The following is a 16,932-nucleotide window of genomic DNA, read 5'->3' as shown; positions in this document are numbered from 1 at the left end:
ACCCGCACCCGCACCCGCACCCACACCCTCCACCAAACACCAGCCCCTGAGGAGCCCCAATGGCACCGGTCCTCGAAACAGACGAACACAAAGCCCTCCGCGCAGCGGTATCAGCCCTCGGCACCCGCTACGGCCGCGAATACCTCGCCAAGGTCATCGCGGAAAAGGCACACCCCACCGAGCTGTGGGCGGAAGCCGCCAAGCTCGGCTACCTGGGCGTCAACCTCCCCGAGGAATACGGCGGCGGAGGCGGCGGCATAGCCGAACTCTCCATAGTCCTCGAAGAACTCGGCGCCGCGGGCTGCCCCCTCCTCATGATGGTGGTCTCACCGGCCATCTGCGGCACAGTGATCGCCCGCTTCGGCACGGAGGAGCAGAAACAGGAGTGGCTCCCGGCCCTCGCCGACGGCACCCGCACCATGGCCTTCGGCATCACCGAACCCGACGCCGGCTCCAACAGCCACCGCATCACGACCACCGCCCGCCGCGCGAACGACGGCGCGAACGACGGCACGGGCGACGGCGCGAACGACGGCGCCGACTGGATCCTCACCGGCCGCAAGGTCTTCATCTCGGGCGTCGACATCGCCGACGCGACCCTCATCGTGGGCCGCACGGCGGACGCCCGCACGGGCAGGCTCAAGCCCTGTCTGTTCATCGTCCCCCGGGACGCCCCCGGCTTCGGACGACGGCAGATCGACATGGAGCTGCACGGCGCGGAGAAGCAGTTCGAGCTGACCCTGGACGACGTACGGCTGCCCGCCGACGCGCTCGTCGGCGACGAGGACGCGGGCCTGCTCCAGCTCTTCGCGGGCCTCAACCCCGAGCGCGTCATGACCGCCGCCTTCGCGATCGGCATGGGCCGCTACGCACTGTCCAAGGCCCTCGCCTACGCCCGCGAGCGCACCGTCTGGCGGGAGCCCATCGGCGCCCACCAGGCCATCGCGCACCCCCTCGCCCAGGCCCACATCGACCTCGAACTCGCCCGCCTGATGATGCAGAAGGCGGCCCTCCTGTACGACTCCGGGGACGACGTGGGCGCCGGAGAAGCCGCCAACATGGCCAAGTACGCGGCGGCGGAAGCCTGTGTGAAGGCCGTCGACCAGTCCGTGCACACGCTCGGCGGCAACGGCCTGACCAGCGAGTTCGGCCTCGCGTCGCTCATCACCGCGTCCCGGGTGGCCCGTATCGCACCCGTCAGCCGGGAGATGATCCTCAACTACGTCTCGCACCAGACCCTGGGCCTGCCCAAGTCCTATTAGGCACCATCTCCCGTACAGCCTCCGGCTTCCGTGCAACTTCCGGCTCCTGGAAAGGGCCCGTCATGGTGTTCCGCAGCGAGTACGAGGACGTTCCCGCCGTCGAAGAACCCATCCACGAGGTGGTGCTGGGCCGCGCCGCCTCCCGGGGCGACGCACCCGCGCTGATCGACGGCGTGAACGGCATGACCCTCACCTACGCCCAACTCGACACGTTCCACCGCCGGGTCGCCGCCGCGCTCGCCGAACTCGGTGTCCGAAAGGGCGACGTACTGGCCCTGCACAGCCCCAACACCGTCGCCTTCCCCACGGCGTTCTACGCCGCCACGCGCGCGGGAGCCTCGGTCACCACCGTGCACCCCCTCGCCACGCCCGAGGAGTTCGCCAAGCAACTGCGGGACTGCGCCGCCCGGTGGATCATCACCGTGTCACCCCTCCTGGAGACGGCCCGCGCGGCGGCCGAACTCGCGGGCGGCATCGAGGAGATCCTCGTCTGCGACCAGGCACCCGGACACCGCTCGCTGCTCGACATGCTGGGCTCCACCGCCCCCGAACCGCAGATCGACATCGACCCGGTGACGGACGTGGCGGCCCTCCCGTACTCCTCCGGGACGACCGGCACCCCCAAGGGCGTCATGCTCACCCACCGGAACATCGCCACGAACCTCGCGCAGCTGACGCCCGCCATGCCGATGGGTCCCGGCGACCGCATCCTCGCCGTGCTGCCGTTCTTCCACATCTACGGGCTGACGGCCCTGATGAACGCACCCCTCAGACAGGGCGCCACCGTCGTCGTGCTGCCCCGCTTCGACCTCGACACCTTCCTCGCGGCGATCGAGAAACACCGCATCACCGGCCTGTACGTGGCCCCGCCGATCGTCCTCGCCCTCGCCAAGCACCCGGCCGTCGAGGGCTACGACCTGTCGTCCCTGAAGTACGTCATCAGCGCGGCGGCCCCCCTGGACGCCGAACTCGCCGAAGCGTGCTCGCGAAGGCTCGGCCTACCGCCGGTCGGCCAGGCGTACGGCATGACGGAACTCTCGCCCGGCACCCACGTCGTCCCCCTGGAGGAGACGGACCCGCCCCCGGGAAGCGTCGGCAAACTCATCGCCGGCACGGAGATGCGCATCGTCTCCCTGGACGACCCCGGAAAGGACCTCGGCGTCGGCGAGCGCGGCGAGATCGTCATCCGCGGTCCGCAGGTCATGAAGGGCTATCTGGGGCGCCCCGTCGAGACGGCCGCGATGATCGACGACGACGGCTGGCTCTCCACCGGGGACGTCGGTCACGTCGACGCGAACGGCTGGCTGTACGTCGTCGACCGGGTCAAGGAACTCATCAAGTACAAGGGCTTCCAGGTGGCCCCCGCCGAACTCGAAGCCCTCCTGCTGACACACCCCGGCATCGCCGACGCGGCCGTCATCGGGGTCTACGACACCGACAACAACGAGCGGCCGCACGCGTACGTGGTACGCCAGCCGGCCGCGCCCGACCTCACCGGGGACGGCGTCATGGCGTACGTCGCCGAGCGCGTCGCCCCGTACAAGAAGGTCCGGCACGTCACGTTCCTCGACGCGGTGCCCAGGGCGGCCTCCGGAAAGATCCTGCGACGGGAACTGCGGGAACTGCGGGACCTGCCGAAACCGGGGGAGCGCGCATGACCACAGTGCGGCGGTCGTACGAGCGCGGGATCACCACCCTCTCGCTCGACGCGCCCGAGCGGCGCAACGCCCTCTCCGCCCGGCTGGTGGCGGACCTGGCGGACGCGCTCCGGGAAGCCGGCAAGAACGGCGACGTACGCGCCGTCGTCCTCACCCACACCGGCAACACCTTCAGCGCCGGCGCGGACCTCAGCGACCCACCGCACCCGGACGTCCTGGTCGCCCTGCTGCGGCAGATCGTCGAACTGCCCAAGCCGGTCGTCGCCCGCGTCACCGGCCACGTCCGCGCGGGCGGCCTCGGGCTGCTCGGCGCCTGCGACCTCGCGGCGGCCTCCCAGGAGGCCACGTTCGCCTTCACGGAGGTGCGCATCGGGGTCGCCCCCGCCGTGATCTCGCTGCCCCTCCTGCCGCGCCTCGACCCGCGCGCGGTGGCCCGCTACTACCTCACCGGCGAGAAGTTCGACGCGGTTGAGGCCGCCCGCATCGGCCTCGTCACGGTGGCGGGAGCGGCGGGGGAGGCCGTGGACACCGTACTCGCGCCGGTGCTCGACGGACTGCGCCGCGCCTCCCCACAGGGGCTGGCCGAGACGAAGCGGCTGCTCACGGCTAGGGTGCTGGACACCTTCGACCGGGACGCGGCCGACCTGACCGCGCTCTCGGCCCGGCTGTTCTCCTCCGCGCAGGCCCGCGAGGGAATGACGGCCTTCCTCGAACGACGGGATCCCCCATGGGTTTGGTGAACGGCGCGGCACAGGCGCCGGTGGAGCGCGTCCCCAAACAGGACCGCAGCCGCGCCACCCGGCAACGCCTCCTCGAAGCCGCGGTCGCCTGCCTCGCCGAACGCGGCTGGGCGGGCTCCACGGTCTCCGTCGTCGCCGAACACGCCGGGGTGTCGCGAGGCGCGGCCCAGCACCACTTCCCGACCCGCGAGGACCTGTTCACGGCGGCCGTCGAGTACGTCGCCGAGGAACGCTCCACCGCGCTGCGCGCCCTCTTCCCGGAGGGCGCGACGGACCGCCGTGCCGTCGTCGCCGCCCTGGTCGACCTCTACACGGGCCCCCTGTTCCGCGCCGCCCTCCACCTCTGGGTCGCCGCGTCGAACGAGGCCCAGCTGCGGACCCGTGTGACCGAACTGGAGGGCAGGGTCGGCCGCGAGACCCACCGCATAGCCGTGGACCTCCTGAACGCCGACGAGACCCGCCCCGGGGTACGCGAAACGGTCCAGGGCTTCCTGGACATGTCCCGAGGCCTGGGCCTGGCCAACCTCCTCACGGACGACACCACCCGCCGGGCGAAGGTCGTAACCCAATGGGCCCACATCCTGGACACCACCCTGGGCTGAGCCTCCCCAGGGGCGCTTTCCGCCCTGAGGGGCGCGAAGAGTATCGAGGGGCGCGAAGAATATCGAGGGGCGCGAAGAGTATCGAGGGGCGCGGGGAACGGCGCGATCTTGTGCCTTTTGCCTTTAGGGGCGCGGGGAACGGCGCAGTCTTTTGCTTTCAGCCTTGAGGGGCGCGGGGAACGGCGCAGTCAACACCCAGGCAGCCACCCTCAGGGACTGAGCCGCTCCACCCGCCACCCCCCATCATCCAGAGCCACATACCGCAACCGGTCATGAAGCCGATTCTCCCGCCCCTGCCAGAACTCCACAGCCCGAGGCGAAACCCGAAACCCACCCCAGCCGGTCGGCACAGGCACCTGCGCCCCCTCGGGATACCGCGAGACCAACTCCGCGTACGACGCGTCCAGCTCGTCCCGCGAACCGACCACCGAAGACTGCGCACTGGCCCACGCCCCGAGCTGCGACCCATGAGGCCGCGTACGGAAGTACGCCGCCGTCTCGTCCCGCCCCGTACGCCGCGCGGTCCCGGTGACGACGACCTGGCGCGCCACCGGATGCCACGGAAAGAGCAACGACACGTACGGGTTCTCGGCCAGCTCGCGCGCCTTGCGGGACTCGTAGTTGGTGAAGAAGACGAACCCCCGCTCGTCGTACTGCTTCAGGAGCACCGTGCGGGAACTGGGCCGCCCCTCGGCGTCCGCCGTGGAGACGACCATGGCGTTCGGCTCGTACACCGCGCCCTGCGCCCCACCGTGCGCCGCGGCCTGCACGAACCAGCGCGCGAACTGCTCCATGGGGTGGTCGGCCAGCTCGGTCTCGTCGAGTCCCGCGGCCCGGTACTGCTTGCGCATCGACGCGGGATCGAGCGAGGGGCCGAGAAGGGGGTCGCTGTCGGTCACCCGGTCATCCTGCCGTACTCGCCGCCGGGCGTGCGCTTCATCACTGACTGGCACTGAGTGCCGCGTACTCTCCCCAAAGGTGACACCAAGGGATATCGTCCTGCTGCCAAGAGGTTGGGTGACCGCCGACCGCACGGGGCATGACCGGAGTGACGTACGGACCGCGAGTCCAAGAGGCGACCGCGTAACCGCACGATCGCACCCACCACGGACACCGCACCACCCACCCCTCGCACAGCTCACCCCGCACAGCTCACATCCCACACATCGTCTGTCGCCCACATCATGAGGAGCCGCCTGATGTCCGACTTCGTACCCGGACTTGAGGGAGTCGTCGCTTTCGAGACGGAGATCGCCGAACCGGACAAGGAGGGCGGCGCCCTGCGGTACCGGGGCGTCGACATCGAGGATCTGGTCGGCCACGTCTCCTTCGGCAACGTCTGGGGGCTGCTCGTGGACGGAGCGTTCAACCCCGGCCTGCCGCCCGCCGAGCCGTTCCCGATCCCCGTCCACTCCGGTGACATCCGCGTGGACGTCCAGTCCGCGCTCGCCATGCTTGCCCCCGTCTGGGGCCTCGAACCGCTCCTCGACATCGACGAGAAGCAGGCGCGCGCGGACCTCGCCCGCGCCGCCGTCATGGCCCTCAGCTACGTCGCCCAGTCCGCCCGCGGCCAGGGCCTGCCGATGGTCCCGCAGCGCGAGATCGACAAGGCGCAGTCCGTCGTCGAACGCTTCATGATCCGCTGGCGCGGCGAGCCCGACCCCAAGCACGTGGCCGCGGTCGACGCCTACTGGACCAGCGCCGCCGAGCACGGCATGAACGCGTCGACGTTCACCGCCCGCGTCATCGCCTCCACCGGCGCGGACGTGTCGGCGGCCCTCTCCGGCGCGGTCGGCGCCATGTCGGGACCACTGCACGGCGGCGCCCCCTCGCGCGTCCTGGGCATGATCGAGGAGATCGAACGCACGGGCGACGCCGAAGCGTTCGTCAAGCAGGCCCTCGACAAGGGCGAGCGCCTGATGGGCTTCGGCCACCGGGTGTACCGCGCCGAGGACCCCCGCGCGCGCGTGCTCCGCCGCACCGCCCGGGAACTCGGAGCCCCCCGCTTCGAGATCGCCGAGGCACTGGAGAAGGCGGCCCTCGCCGAACTGCACGCCCGCCGCCCGGACCGCGTCCTGGCGACGAACGTCGAGTTCTGGGCCGCCATCGTCCTGGACTTCGCCGAGGTCCCGGCCCACATGTTCACCTCGATGTTCACGTGCGCCCGTACCGCCGGCTGGTCCGCGCACATCCTGGAGCAGAAGCGCACCGGCCGCCTCGTACGGCCCTCCGCGCGCTACATCGGCCCCGGTACCCGCAACCCGGCCGAGATCGAGGGCTACGGAGACATCGCCCGCTGATTCCGTATCGGTGCACGGCACGTGTGGCGGCGTTCTCCGGGAGGCCGGGGGCGCCGCCACACGTGCGACACGCGGGGGCACCCGCCGACCGGCCGACTGCTAGTTGGTCCCGGCGGCGAGTTCGCCGAAGAGCTTGTTCGCCGCGTCCGAGGTGAACTGGCGCCGCAGTTCGGCCCGGGCCACCTGCTTGCGGAACTCTCCCTCGTAGCCGGTGAAACCGGCGTTGTGCATGGTGTCGGTGATCCAGGTGGCGAACGCCTGGTAGTTCCAGACGTGGGGCAGACAGGTCTCCGAGTAGCTGTCGAGGAGGCCGGCATCGCCTTCCCGGACCTGCCGGATGACGGCGCGGGCGAAGACCTCGGTGTCGTGCAGGGCGAGGTGGATGCCCTTGGCGCTCATCGGCGGGACGAGATGCGCCGCGTCCCCGAGGAGAAACAGGCTGCCGTGACTCATGGGGTCGAACACCACGCTGCGCAGCGGCACGATCCGCTTGTCGACGATCTCGCCGCTCGACACGGGCCTGCCGAAACGGGCTTCCAGTTCGCTCCAGACGCGTTCGTCCGGCCACTGCTCGGCGGTGTCGTCGACCCGGCACTGAAGGTAGACGCGGCTGGCGTGCGGGCCCCGCGGGATCATGCCGGCCAGGCCGCGCGAATGGATCGCCATGCCGGAGGGGTCCGTCGGGACCGCGGCCAGGACGCTGAGCCAGTTGTACCCGTACTCGTGGGAGTACTCGGTCAGCGCGGCGGCCGGAATCGTACGCCGGCTCACTCCGTGGAAGCCGTCGCAGCCGGCGATGAAGTCGCAGGCGACGACCGCGGCCGAGCCGTCGGCCCGCTGGTAGCGGACGACGGGACGCTCGCCCGTGATGTCCCGCGGGGACACGTCGGCGGCTTCGTATCGCAGGTCCCCGCCGTCGCGCAGGAACAGGTCCGTGAGGTTGCGGACGAGGACCTGCTGGGGGCAGTAGAGGCTTTCGTCGCTGTCGTCGCCCACATCGATCGGCATCGCTTCCCCGTCGATGTGGAAGGCGCCCTCGCTGTGCGGAATGGGATCGCCCTCCAGTACCTCTTCGAGACCCCACTCGCGGAACATGCGCACCCCGAAGGTGTCGATGGTCCCGGCCCGCTGACGCCGCTCGACGTAGGCGCGGGAATGCTTCTCCAGTACGACGCAGTCGACGCCGTTGCGCAGGAGGAGGTTGCCGAGCGTCAGCCCGGCGACCCCCGCACCGATGATGACGACGGTCGTGTTCTCGCGTGTTGCAGTCATGGGCCCCACTGTGGAACCCGGCCGGGGTCGAGAACCACCGGTGATCGGACAGCCGATACGGAAAAGCCGCCAACCTGGCTCATGGGCGCGGAGCACCCGGCTGCCGTCCGTGTCTGCGCACCTCCGTCCGATAGCGGCCGGGGGTCTGGCCGACGACCTCGGTGAAGGCGTCGATGAAGCTGGAGGGGTTGGACCAACCGCACGCCATCGCGGTGTCGGTGACGGACAGGCCGTCGGTGAGACGGCCCAGGGCGTGATGGATGCGCAGGGTGGTGCGCCAGCGGTGGAAGCTCATGCCGAGTTCCGTGTGGAACAGGCGGCTCAGGGTGCGCTCGCTCGCCCCGACCGTGCGTCCGAGGCCGGCCAGAGTGGTCGGCAGGGCGGGATCCTCGTGCAGGAGATCGGTGACCGAGCGCAGCCGGTCGTCACGGGGCTCGGGCAGATGCAGGGACTGCTCGGCGGCGTCGGCGAGCTCGTCCACGACCACGGTGAGCAGCCGCCTGTGCGCACCGGACCGTCTCTCCGGCCTGTCGGTCAGCGCCAGGAGTGCCTCGCGCAGCAGCGGGCTCACCGCGAAGACGCTGGGGTGGTCGACGAGTGCGCCGCACAGGGCGACCGGCACGGCGAGGAGGCGGACGTCGGTCTCACCGTAGAAGCGGTGTGAATGGGCGAAGCGTGGCGGCGTCCAGGTGACGCGGTTGGCCGGGGCGACCCAGGTCCCGCGCTCCGTCGCGGTGGCGAGCGCACCGGCGGCGGCGTACACCAGCTGCCCCTGGGTGTGCGAGTGGGGATCGAGCCGGTACCCGTGCGGAAGCCACGCGGCTCCTTGCAGAGCCGCCCCTTCCGGTTCCGGTCCGGCAGACGTCGTCGCGGTGTGGCGGTCTTTCGGCATCGGGCGGCACACTACCGACAGTCGCCCGACGGTGACCCCTGCGTCGCAGCGGCCCACGCAACGCAGACGACCCGCGTGCTCGGGTCCCCTCCGAGGAGGGGGCCGGCCGGACTCACCGGCGAGCACGCGGGTCGGGTGACTGCTGAGATTGGGCCGGCCGCACGCTCGTCTCACGCGCTGGTCCGGCACCGCACTGAGTGTGGTGACGGGCCGCTAGCCCGCAGCCACCTCGCTGGTCCGGGTTTCAGACATGTACCCGATCACCTCCTTTCGGCGTGGGGCACACACTAGGAAGCGTCACGGCTTCGCTCAAGTGATTTTCCGGGACGGCGGTTCTCCGGAGGGCCGACGCGTTGACGGCGCCGGCGAGGGAAGCGATCTTGTGAAGGGGACCGGGACGACGGAGATCCGGCCGACCGGGGATGAAGTGCCCGCGCACAACGATTTCCGCAATCTTGTGGGAACCAGATGTGGGCTGCGTCACGTTCGAGTTGAATGATTCCTGGTGAGTGATTCGTAGTGAGTGGACAGACGCGCGGGCGCACCGCGCAGGACACGCCGACACGGCCTGCAGGGGGTGCCAGGTGAGTGCTTCGCGGCGTAGTGGGACCACGGACGAGCTCGGGCCGGACGAGCCGGAGCGGGACGGGTCCGATCTGCTGGCCGCTCTGCTCGACGGGATGGACGCGGCGCTGTGCGCGTTCGACGCCGACGGAGTGGTGACGCACTGGAACCGGGAGGCCGAGCGGATCCTCGGCTGGACCGCGGCCGAGGCGGTCGGGCGGCGCGGGTTCGCCGGCTGGGCCGTGCGGACCGCGGACGCCGAGGAGGTCGAGAACCGGCTGCTGTCCGCGATGCAGGCCCCGGGGCGGCAGGTCCACGAGTTCGCGCTGCTCACCAAGGAGGGCGGCCGGGTGCTCGTACGGACCCAGTCGGCCGCCGTGCCGGCTCCCGACGGGAAGCCGGCCGGGGTGTACTGCGCCTTCAGCGAGGTGCACGCGCAGATCGATCTGGAGCGGTCGATCGCCCTGAGCGAGGCGCTGTTCGACGACGCCTCCTGGGGTGTCGTCCTCGTCGACGCCGACCTGCGGCCCGCCGTGGTCAACGGCCACGCGGCGCGGGCGCTCGGCACGGGACGCACGGCCGTACTGGGCCGCCCCCTGGGCGAGTTGATCGCGCAGGGCGTGGAGGAGCTGGAGAGCGCGCTCACGCACGTTCTCGCGGAAGGCGCGCCGCCGGCGCCCGCCGAGATGTGGGTGACCCTGCGGACCGCGGAGGGCGAGCAGCGCCGTTGCTGGCGCAGCGGCTTCCTTCGCCTCGCCTCACCGCTCACGGAGGAACCGGTTCCGCTCGGTGTGGGCTGGCTGTTCCAGGATGTGACCGAGAGCAAGCAGACCGAGCAGGAAGCGGCGCTGCTGCGCTTCAGGACCAACCAGCTGCACCGGGCCGCGCGGGCCGCCGCCGAGTGCGAGGACCCCGCGGAGGCGGCGTCCGTCCACCTCGACTTCGCGCTGGCCGGATTCGCCGACCACGCGCTGATCGACCGGGTGGCCGGCGGTTCGGTGGCGGACGGAGAGGGGCCGGTCCGGCTCGTACGGGGGCCGGCCACGCCCTCCGGAGCGCCGGGCCCCAGCCTGCCCGCGAGCCGCGCCGGGCTGCCCGTCCGGTACTCCGAGGGGCATCCGGCGCTGCAGTGCGTCGAGCGGATCGGTTCCGTACGTGCCAGTGCGGGGTCGACCGAGCCCGACCGCACGCGCGACTGGGCCGTGGCCCGGCAGTGGCCCGCGGACTCCGTGCACGCCTTGTGCGTCGTCCTGCGCAGCCGTGGCCGGACGCTGGGCGTCGCCACGTTCCTGCGCGGCGCCAGTCGCACGCAGTTCGAGAGGTTCGACGCGACGTACGCGGAGGATGTCGCCGTCCGGATCGCGGCGTCGCTGGACCTGGCGACGGCCCTGGACCCCCGCCCATGACCACCCCGTGGGGCTGCGCCCCAGACCCCTGTCGGCCTGAACGGCTCGTCCTCAAACGCCGGACAGGCTGAAAAGCAGGGGCGCAGCCCCGCTTTTCAGCCGGGCGGGACGAAAAGCACGGCGATGCCGGCTTTTCAGGGGCGCGGGGAACTGCGCGTTCAGCCACAGGCGACGCACACCCGACAACTCACCGGGGCAAGGGCGCAGCCCCGATCAGCCGGCAGGCTCACCGTTGCCAGTAGAAGATCCGGTCCCCGTACTCCTTGAAGACCCGGTCGTTCCACTCCAGCCCACCGTCCACGTTCCCCGACCGCAGCAGCGGAGGTTCGATCCCGCGGTCCGCGAGGACACCCGCCGCCGTCGCCATGACCGACTGAAGAAGCGCCGAGGTCACGACCGTGGACGCGGAGGCGAAGGGCGCCGGAATGGAGTCGAGGGTGAGTTCCGCGTCACCGATCGCGATCTTCGAGTCGAGGACGATGTCGCAGTGGTCCTTGAGGTACGTCCCCGAGGTGTGCCGGGACGCCGTCTCGGACACGTACACCACCGACGTGACCCCGATGACCTTGAGCCCGAGCGCACGGGCGCGCATCGCCATCTCGACGGGGAGCGTGTTGCGCCCGGAGAGGGAGATGACCACCAGGAGGTCGCCGGAGCGGGCGGGACTGCATTCGAGGACCGCGCTCGCGAGGCCGTCGACCCGCTCCAGCGCGGAGCCCAGCGTCGCGGGCATGACGTCGACGCCGACCGCGCCCGGCACGGCGAGCAGGTTCATGAGTGCGAGACTGCCCGCGCGGTAGACGAGGTCCTGCGCGGCAAGCGAGGAGTGCCCGGCGCCGAAGGCGAAGAGCCGCCCGCCGTCGGCGACCGTGTCGGCGATCATCGTCCCGGCGGCCTCGATCGCCGGGGCCTCCTCGTCCCGTACCCGCTGCAGCAGGCCGATCGCGGCGTCGAAGTACTGCCCGGCCGGCTTGCTGTGGCTCATCGGCGAAGCCCCTTCCGCTGTCGTGTCGCGGATCACGTTGCGGTCTGGACCACTGCTGTGTCAATACGCTCCACAGGGGCGACACTGGGTTACGAGGGCCCCTCTCCACCCGGCCGGGTGCCGGGCCCGGCCGCATCGCGCGGGCACTCGTCACCACGTGGTCGCAACGGCGCGGCACGGTTGTCAGTGGGATGCGTCAGAATTGTCGCCAGGGCCAGCGCACACGCCGGTGAGCCACCCAGCCTCCGGCAGAGCTAATCGAGGGGCACGTATGTCCGGACTGATCGACACCACGGAGATGTATCTCCGCACCATCCTTGAGCTGGAGGAGGAAGGTGTGGTCCCCATGCGCGCCCGGATCGCCGAGCGGCTCGACCAGAGCGGGCCGACCGTCAGCCAGACCGTGGCGCGCATGGAGCGTGACGGCCTCGTGGCCATCGCGAGCGACCGCCACCTGGAGTTCACGGAGGAGGGCCGCCGGCTGGCCACGCGCGTGATGCGCAAGCACCGCCTCGCCGAGTGCCTGCTCGTCGACGTGATCGGTCTGGAGTGGGAGCAGGTGCACGCGGAGGCCTGCCGCTGGGAGCACGTGATGAGCGAGGCGGTCGAGCGACGCGTGCTCGAACTGCTGCGCCACCCGACCGAGTCGCCGTACGGGAACCCGATCCCGGGCCTGGAGGAGCTGGGCGAGAAGGACGTGGCGGACCCCTTCCTGGACGCGGGCATGGTCTCGCTGGCCGACCTCGACCCCGGCCTCGACGGCAAGACGGTCGTCGTCCGCCGTATCGGCGAGCCGATCCAGACGGACGCGCAGCTGATGTACACGCTGCGCCGCGCGGGCGTACAGCCCGGTTCGGTCGTCAGCGTGACGGAGTCCGCGGGCGGGGTGCTCGTGGGCAGCGGCGGGGAGGCCGCGGAGCTGGAGTCGGACGTGGCGTCCCACGTGTTCGTGGCGAAGAGGTAGCGGGGAGGACTACCGCGTGTTCCCGCTGTGCGCTGTTCGCTGTGCGCACAGGCTCGCATGGGGAACGGGGCCGTCCGCGGGCCCTTGCGGGGCCGGTCGTGCGGTTCTCCCTACGCCTGTCCGGGCGCCGTCGTGCGCGTCGCCGTCCACCGGGGGTGCCGGGGGGCGCGGCCTTGACCAGGGCTCTCGCGGCTGCCTCTGCACGCTTCAAAACACACCGTCAACTCCCTTAACAGGACCCTCAATTGCCCCACCTGGGGGTTCCCGCAGAAACAGAGATTCAGTGCGCGGAATCGCAGCGAACGGGCCGTTCCCGTGCGAGGCTGTCGCGTGAGGCATATGACCTGAGGGCTCTGGACCGGGACGGCAGCGGCGCCGATGCGCGGTCGGGGAGGGGGCGCAAGGATGTGCCGCGGACGTGAGGAGGGCCTCGGCGCCCTGAGGCGCCGAGGCCTGTCCTCCCCTGTGCTGACCCGGAGCCCCGAGCTCCCAGGGTCATCCCCTTCGGACCGTCTTCCCCGAGCGGCCCGCCTCCCGTTGGAGATCTCCCCTCGGCGGCGGCGGTCAATCCTCGGGCGAGGTCACTCGAAGGAGGGGTGTTACCGCCGAGAAGCCCACTTTCGAATACGCATTCGATAGCGTATGGGTGACGGATCGACCACTGATTACGCAGGAACAACCAGCAGGAGCAACCAGCAGGAGCAACGGCACGGCGAACGGTACGAGTGGACCGGCCGGCTCGTGCGGGACGAACCGGCCGAGCGGATCAAGGGGGGTGCCAGCGTATGGTGCGGCGCATCGACGTGACCGGTGCGAGCGGTATACGCCTCGCTGCCTGGGAGTTCGCCGATCCTCCCAAGACCGGTCCGGGCAGGGGCGGCGCGAAGGCCGGCGGGAGCGAGCAGACGCCCGGCGTGCTCTTACTGCACGGGCTCATGGGCCGCGCCTCGCACTGGGCGTCCACCGCCCGCTGGCTCGCCGAGCGGCACCGGGCCGTGGCGCTCGACCAGCGGGGCCACGGACAGAGTGCGAAGCCGCCGCAGACGGAGTACACCCGGGGGGCGTACGTCGAGGACGCGGAGGCCGCTCTCGAAGAGCTGGGCCTCGCCCCGGCCGTCCTCATCGGGCACGCCATGGGAGCCCTGACGGCCTGGCAGCTCGCCGCCAGACGGCCCGACCTGGTGCGGGGCCTGGTCATCTGCGACATGCGGGCCTCGGCGCTCGGGGCGGCGTCGCAGCGCGAGTGGGAGGAGTGGTTCAAGTCCTGGCCGGTTCCGTTCGCCACGCTCGCGGATGTACGGAAGTGGTTCGGCGAGGACGATCCCTGGGTGGAGCGGCCGAACACCGCGCGCGGTGAGTTCTACGCCGAGGTCATGGCCGAGCACGAGGACGGGTGGCGGCCGGTCTTCGAGCCCGAGCAGATGCTCACGTCGCGGGAGGCGTGGGTGTACGACGCGCACTGGGAGGAGCTGGCGCAGGTGCGGTGTCCCACGCTGGTCGTCCGTGGGCTCGACGGGGAGTTGGGGCGGGCCGAGTCCCAGGAGATGGTTCGGGTGCTGCCTGATGGGCGGTATGCGGAGGTGGGGGATGCGGGGCATCTTGTCCACTATGACCAGCCGGAGGCTTGGCGGGCGGCTGTTGAGCCGTTCCTGGACGAGGTGCTTCGGTAGGGGACGGTGGGGGTTGTTGTCCGTCTGCGGGGCCGGTGGGGAGTGGTCGCGCCGTTCCCCGCGCCCCGGGAGGGCGAAAGGCGAAAGATTGCGCCGTTCGCCGCGCCCCTGAAAAACCGCCGCGGCCCTGGAGGGTTGAAGGCGAAAGATTGCGCCGTTCGCCGCGCCCCTGAAGAACCCCCCGCGCCCCTGGAAGGGGGCCCCACGCTTAGCCCTTGCTGACTGCTGTCAGGATTTCTGGGAGGTGGTGGGAGGTTCGGGGGGCGGCGAGGTGGAGGCCCGACAGGGTGAGGAGGGTGCCGTATGCCGCGCCCAGGGGGAGCAGGAGCCAGGTCCAGTTCTCGCCGGTGGACGAGACGTTCAGCCAGATGGTGAGGGCGATGACGGGCGCGCACAGCAGCGCGGCCGCGACCATGCCGCCGAGGATCGCGATCCAGGCCAGCCCCGCCTGCCCGGGAGCGACGTTCTTGTAGCCCTCCTGCGGGATCGAGTACGGGAAACGGGCCGAGGACCAGGCGCCGGTCGCCAGCATCGCGCCGAGCAGCGCGAAGGAGAGGCCGAGCACCTCGGGCAGGGCGGCCCAGTCGCCCAGCAGCGCCGTCGTCAGGACGGTGACGAGAGCGGTGTACGGGAGGGTGATCAGGAGGAGGGCCAGCGCCCGGCCCCGCAGTTCGACGTACGCGTCCCTGGTCGAGGAGATCGTCATCGCGACCATCCAGAACGCGGAGGTGTCCTGCCCGAACTGGTTGTACATCTGAATGCCGAGCATCCCCGCCGCGAAGCACGCGAAGTAGATCGAGCCGGTCCCCTGCAACGCGTTGAACACCGGCACGATCAGGCCGATCACGAGCGACGTCACCCACGCCGCCTTCGTCTTCGGATCCCGCCACACATACCGCAGGCTGCGTTCCATGACCGTGCCCGTGCGCCCCGCGGGCAGCAGCCGGCCGAGCCCGGAGGAACGCCCCGCCTTGTCCCGTGCGGGCCCGGCGGCCTGCAGGGTCGAGCCGTCCGGCGAGGTCATCAGCCGGGTCAGGGTCCGCTGCCAGTAGCTCAGCAGCGCCGCGAGGGCCAGGCCGCTCAGGGCGAGCTGGGCGAGGGCGACGGCGTACGAGCCCTCGCTGACGGAGTCGACGGCGCCGAGCGCGGACGCGGGCGGCACCCAGCGCAGTACGTCCGCCGCCGGGTCCAGCGTGGACAGGCCCGACGAACCGAGCTTCTGCACACCGAAGTTGACGACCTGGGCGCCCACCGCGATCACCAGGCCGCTCAGTAGCGCCAGGTCACGGCCCTTGCGGCTGGTCAGCAGGCGCAGGTTGGCGGTCGCGACGGCCCGTGCGAGGGCCACGCAGACCAGCAGCGCGAGGACGATCGCGACGACACCGGTGACGTACGCCGCCGCTCCGTGGGCCGTCGCGACGACCGAGCCGATGAGCAGACAGAGTGTGAACAGCGGCCCTGTGCCGACCAGCGACGCCGCCAGGAGTGCCCGGACGAGCGGGCGCGGACGCAGGGGCAGCATCACCAGGCGGGTGGGGTCGAGGGTCTCGTCGCCGCCGGGGAAGAAGAGCGGCATCACGGCCCAGCCGAGTGCCAGTACGGCCGTCAGCAGCACCGTGACGTTCAGCGCGTGCGGGTGGCCGCGCAGCGCGATCAGGCCGAGGAACTGGAGCGCGGCGAAGAGGAGTACGACGACGAGCGAGGCCACGTACGCGGCCCTGCGCCCGGACGACTGCCGCAGACCGTTGCGCAGCAGGGCCAGCTTCAACCGTACGACGACGGGAGTGACGGAGTCGGCCCTCACCGGGCGCCGCCGCCCAGCCAGTCGAGGTCGGAAGCGGTGGTGCGGCTGTTCGCGCCGACGAGTTCCAGGAAGGCCTGCTGGAGGGAGGGCGCGGCGCCGCGCACCTCGGCGAGCGGGCCGTGGGCGCGGATGCGGCCCGCGGCCATCACGGCGACCCAGTCGCAGAGCGACTCGACGAGCTCCATCACGTGGGAGGAGAAGACGACGGTCGCCCCGGAGGCGGTGTAGCGCTCCAGGACTCCGCGGATGGTCTGGGCGGAGACCGGGTCGACGCCCTCGAACGGCTCGTCGAGGAGCAGCACTTCCGGGTTGTGCAGCAGTGCGGCGGCCAGGCCGATCTTCTTGCGCATGCCGGTGGAGTAGTCGACGACCAGTTTGTGCTGGGCTCCGGCGAGGTCGAGTACGTCGAGGAGCTGGGTGGCCCGCTTGTCGACCTCCGTGCCGGGGAGGCCGCGCAGGCGGCCCGTGTACGCGAGCAGTTCCCGGCCCGAGAGGCGCTCGAAGAGGCGCAGTCCCTCGGGCAGGACGCCGATGCGGGCCTTGACCTCGGTGGGGTCGCGCCACACGTCGTGCCCTACGACCTCGACGGTGCCGTGATCCGGGCGCAGTAGCCCGGTCACCATGGACAGGGTGGTGGTCTTCCCGGCCCCGTTGGGCCCCACCAGGCCGATGAACTGGCCCGCGGGCAGTTCCAGATCGATCCCGGCGACGGCGATCTGCTCCCCGAACCGCTTCCAGAGCCCGTGTATCCGCACCGCGACCGTCATGCGAGGCACGATACGGGGCGGTGCGCGGGTCCGTCGTGGCCCGGCA

Annotated in this window: 14 protein-coding genes; 8 read left to right on the top strand and 6 right to left on the bottom strand. The window is 71.1% G+C overall.

The features are described from left to right. Nucleotides 1–59 precede the first annotated feature (59 nt). The 4 genes from ACIOKD_RS15285 to ACIOKD_RS15270 all read left to right on the top strand — a co-directional run bounded on the left by ACIOKD_RS15285 (nucleotide 60) and on the right by ACIOKD_RS15270 (nucleotide 4,262). The gene (locus ACIOKD_RS15285) at nucleotides 60–1,262 is read left to right on the top strand and encodes an acyl-CoA dehydrogenase family protein (protein WP_402083275.1); all 1,203 of its coding nucleotides are present in this window, start codon (nucleotides 60–62) and stop codon (nucleotides 1,260–1,262) included. A 65-nt stretch (nucleotides 1,263–1,327) separates the two neighbouring features. Beyond that, a complete protein-coding gene (locus tag ACIOKD_RS15280; protein ID WP_402083555.1) occupies nucleotides 1,328–2,920 on the top strand; it encodes a 4-coumarate--CoA ligase family protein in 1,593 nt (530 codons plus the stop codon). After that, complete coding sequence (locus tag ACIOKD_RS15275; RefSeq protein WP_402083274.1) at nucleotides 2,917–3,660, top strand: enoyl-CoA hydratase family protein; 744 nt, start codon at nucleotides 2,917–2,919, stop codon at nucleotides 3,658–3,660. The genes ACIOKD_RS15280 and ACIOKD_RS15275 overlap by 4 nt, the downstream gene beginning before the upstream one ends. Then, nucleotides 3,648–4,262, top strand: coding sequence for a TetR/AcrR family transcriptional regulator (locus tag ACIOKD_RS15270; RefSeq protein ID WP_402083272.1), 615 nt, complete (start codon nucleotides 3,648–3,650; stop codon nucleotides 4,260–4,262). Before ACIOKD_RS15275 ends, ACIOKD_RS15270 begins: the two co-directional genes overlap by 13 nt. A 209-nt stretch (nucleotides 4,263–4,471) precedes the next feature. On the opposite strand, the gene pdxH is transcribed toward ACIOKD_RS15270, so the two are convergent. Next, a complete protein-coding gene (gene pdxH, locus ACIOKD_RS15265; protein WP_402083269.1) occupies nucleotides 4,472–5,161 on the bottom strand; it encodes a pyridoxamine 5'-phosphate oxidase in 690 nt (229 codons plus the stop codon). A gap of 300 nt (nucleotides 5,162–5,461) precedes the next feature. Here pdxH and ACIOKD_RS15260 point away from each other — a divergent pair, with 300 nt between their 5' ends. After that, a complete protein-coding gene (locus ACIOKD_RS15260; protein WP_402083266.1) occupies nucleotides 5,462–6,562 on the top strand; it encodes a citrate synthase 2 in 1,101 nt (366 codons plus the stop codon). A gap of 99 nt (nucleotides 6,563–6,661) precedes the next feature. Here the strand turns inward: ACIOKD_RS15260 and ACIOKD_RS15255 are convergent, their stop codons facing one another. Together ACIOKD_RS15255 and ACIOKD_RS15250 are read right to left on the bottom strand one after the other, a co-directional pair. Further along, nucleotides 6,662–7,834: a 4-hydroxybenzoate 3-monooxygenase gene (locus ACIOKD_RS15255; RefSeq protein WP_402083263.1), complete on the bottom strand. Its 1,173-nt coding sequence runs from the start codon at nucleotides 7,832–7,834 to the stop codon at nucleotides 6,662–6,664. A 79-nt stretch (nucleotides 7,835–7,913) separates the two neighbouring features. Beyond that, nucleotides 7,914–8,726: an AraC family transcriptional regulator gene (locus ACIOKD_RS15250; RefSeq protein ID WP_402083260.1), complete on the bottom strand. Its 813-nt coding sequence runs from the start codon at nucleotides 8,724–8,726 to the stop codon at nucleotides 7,914–7,916. Between the two features lie 584 nt (nucleotides 8,727–9,310). Here ACIOKD_RS15250 and ACIOKD_RS15245 point away from each other — a divergent pair. Next, nucleotides 9,311–10,696: a PAS domain-containing protein gene (locus tag ACIOKD_RS15245; RefSeq protein ID WP_402083257.1), complete on the top strand. Its 1,386-nt coding sequence runs from the start codon at nucleotides 9,311–9,313 to the stop codon at nucleotides 10,694–10,696. 226 nt (nucleotides 10,697–10,922) lie between these two features. On the opposite strand, the gene ACIOKD_RS15240 is transcribed toward ACIOKD_RS15245, so the two are convergent. Further along, on the bottom strand, nucleotides 10,923–11,681 hold the full coding sequence (locus tag ACIOKD_RS15240) for an SIS domain-containing protein (RefSeq protein WP_402083254.1): 759 nt from the start codon (nucleotides 11,679–11,681) through the stop codon (nucleotides 10,923–10,925). Nucleotides 11,682–11,952: 271 nt separating this feature from the next. Here ACIOKD_RS15240 and ACIOKD_RS15235 point away from each other — a divergent pair, with 271 nt between their 5' ends. Both ACIOKD_RS15235 and ACIOKD_RS15230 read left to right on the top strand, forming a co-directional pair. Continuing rightward, nucleotides 11,953–12,645 (top strand): metal-dependent transcriptional regulator, encoded by a 693-nt coding sequence (locus ACIOKD_RS15235; RefSeq protein ID WP_402083252.1) that lies wholly within the window; start codon nucleotides 11,953–11,955, stop codon nucleotides 12,643–12,645. 785 nt (nucleotides 12,646–13,430) lie between these two features. Beyond that, nucleotides 13,431–14,315, top strand: a complete 885-nt coding sequence (locus ACIOKD_RS15230; RefSeq protein ID WP_402083249.1) for an alpha/beta fold hydrolase — start codon at nucleotides 13,431–13,433, stop codon at nucleotides 14,313–14,315. Nucleotides 14,316–14,523: 208 nt separating this feature from the next. Here the strand turns inward: ACIOKD_RS15230 and ACIOKD_RS15225 are convergent, their stop codons facing one another. Together ACIOKD_RS15225 and ACIOKD_RS15220 are read right to left on the bottom strand one after the other, a co-directional pair. Next, nucleotides 14,524–16,119: a transporter gene (locus tag ACIOKD_RS15225; RefSeq protein WP_402083246.1), complete on the bottom strand. Its 1,596-nt coding sequence runs from the start codon at nucleotides 16,117–16,119 to the stop codon at nucleotides 14,524–14,526. Beyond that, entirely contained in the window at nucleotides 16,116–16,886 is a 771-nt protein-coding gene (locus ACIOKD_RS15220; RefSeq protein WP_402083243.1) for an ABC transporter ATP-binding protein, read from the bottom strand. The genes ACIOKD_RS15225 and ACIOKD_RS15220 overlap by 4 nt, the downstream gene beginning before the upstream one ends. Nucleotides 16,887–16,932 lie beyond the last annotated feature (46 nt).

It is taken from the genome of Streptomyces sp. NPDC087844, assembly GCF_044742785.1.
Lineage (GTDB): Bacteria > Actinomycetota > Actinomycetes > Streptomycetales > Streptomycetaceae > Streptomyces.
Note: the sequence above shows the minus strand (reverse complement) of the source record. Positions and strands in the feature narration are given on the sequence as shown.

Bases quoted from the DNA above. Each gene is read 5' to 3' on its own strand.
- ACIOKD_RS15285 (WP_402083275.1), top strand. From the start codon at position 60: ATGGCACCGGTCCTCGAAACAGACGAACACAAAGCCCTCCGCGCAGCG.
- ACIOKD_RS15250 (WP_402083260.1), bottom strand. From the start codon at position 8,726: ATGCCGAAAGACCGCCACACCGCGACGACGTCTGCCGGACCGGAACCG.
- ACIOKD_RS15260 (WP_402083266.1), top strand. From the start codon at position 5,462: ATGTCCGACTTCGTACCCGGACTTGAGGGAGTCGTCGCTTTCGAGACG.
- ACIOKD_RS15275 (WP_402083274.1), top strand. From the start codon at position 2,917: ATGACCACAGTGCGGCGGTCGTACGAGCGCGGGATCACCACCCTCTCG.
- ACIOKD_RS15235 (WP_402083252.1), top strand. From the start codon at position 11,953: ATGTCCGGACTGATCGACACCACGGAGATGTATCTCCGCACCATCCTT.
- ACIOKD_RS15230 (WP_402083249.1), top strand. From the start codon at position 13,431: ATGGTGCGGCGCATCGACGTGACCGGTGCGAGCGGTATACGCCTCGCT.
- ACIOKD_RS15255 (WP_402083263.1), bottom strand. From the start codon at position 7,834: ATGACTGCAACACGCGAGAACACGACCGTCGTCATCATCGGTGCGGGG.
- ACIOKD_RS15240 (WP_402083254.1), bottom strand. From the start codon at position 11,681: ATGAGCCACAGCAAGCCGGCCGGGCAGTACTTCGACGCCGCGATCGGC.
- ACIOKD_RS15270 (WP_402083272.1), top strand. From the start codon at position 3,648: ATGGGTTTGGTGAACGGCGCGGCACAGGCGCCGGTGGAGCGCGTCCCC.
- ACIOKD_RS15220 (WP_402083243.1), bottom strand. From the start codon at position 16,886: ATGACGGTCGCGGTGCGGATACACGGGCTCTGGAAGCGGTTCGGGGAG.